Source organism: Roseixanthobacter psychrophilus, assembly GCF_043195195.1.
In the GTDB taxonomy this organism is placed as follows: domain Bacteria; phylum Pseudomonadota; class Alphaproteobacteria; order Rhizobiales; family Xanthobacteraceae; genus NCEH01.
The window spans coordinates 1-1,200 of sequence record NZ_JBAFWT010000143.1; the positions used below are offsets into that span (position 1 = coordinate 1).

Sequence of the window (1,200 nt, forward strand, 5' to 3'; positions counted from 1 at the left end):
GCTTTGGGGTTGCAGGCTTGTGACGAATCGATTCTAGCCGATGGCCGGATCGGGCGACGGCTGGGGGATCGCATGGAAGGCTTGGCGGCTTGTTTTGAGGACCTGGAAGACCCGCGCACCGGCAACGCCGGGCTTCACGATCTCACCGAGATCATGGTCATCGCGCTGTGCACCGTGTTGTGCGGCGGGCAATACGCCTCGGACATGGCGTTGTTCGCGCGCGAGAAGGAAGAATTCCTGCGGCAATTCTTGAAGCTTGAGAACGGATTGCCGAGCCACGACACGTTTTCCCGCGTGTTCCGCCTCCTCGACCCCGAGCAGTTCCGCGCCTGCTTTTTGACGTTCATGGGCCGGTTCTCGCAAGCCTGTGAAGGCGTGATCGCCATCGACGGCAAGGTGCTGCGCCGCTCCTTCGACAAGGCCAGCGGCAAGTCGCCGCTGCATATGGTCTCGGCCTGGGGCTGCGAGCAGCGCCTCGTGCTGGCGCAGATCGCCACGGACGCCAAGTCGAACGAGATCACCGCCGTGCCGAAGCTGTTGGAGATGCTGACGCTGAAAGGGGCGATCGTGACCGTCGACGCGCTCAATTGCCAGCGCGCCATCGCCCGGCAGATCGTCGATCAGGGTGGCGACTACGCCTTCGCGCTCAAAGGCAATCAGGGAACGCTCCACGAGGATGTCCGCCTTTATCTCGACGATCCGCTGGCGAAGGTCGAAACGAGCATCCCCACGGTCGACGCCGATCATGGCCGCATCGAAACCAGGGCCGTCGTCGTCTCGACCGACATCGACTGGCTGCAGGAGCGCCATCAATGGCCCGGCTTGAAGGCCATTGCCAAGGTCACGCGCACACGCGAGATCCCCGGATCAACGCCGGAGACCGATAAACTCTCCACGGAAACAGCCTGTTATCTTCTCAGCGCGCCGCTGTCGCCCGAGCGTGTCGGCGAGGTCGTGCGCAGCCATTGGGGCGTGGAGAACAACTTGCACTGGCGCCTCGACGTGACGATGAACGAAGACGCCTCACGCAACCGCATGGACAACGGCCCCCATAACTTCGCCGTCCTCCGTCACATGGCGCTCAACGTCATGGCCAAGGAGAGCAGCAAGGCCTCGCTCCGCGCGAAGTTCAAAAAAGCAGCTTGGAATCAAGACTATCTCCTCAAACTCCTCGCGCTAGTCTGAAATGCGATTACCCTG

Annotated in this window: 1 protein-coding gene; it reads left to right on the plus strand. The window is 62.1% G+C overall.

The features are described 5' to 3' along the window. Positions 1–72: 72 nt before the first annotated feature. The gene (locus V5F77_RS28875) at positions 73–1,185 is read left to right on the plus strand and encodes an ISAs1 family transposase (protein WP_348848610.1); all 1,113 of its coding nucleotides are present in this window, start codon (positions 73–75) and stop codon (positions 1,183–1,185) included. The last annotated feature ends 15 nt before the right edge of the window (positions 1,186–1,200 follow it).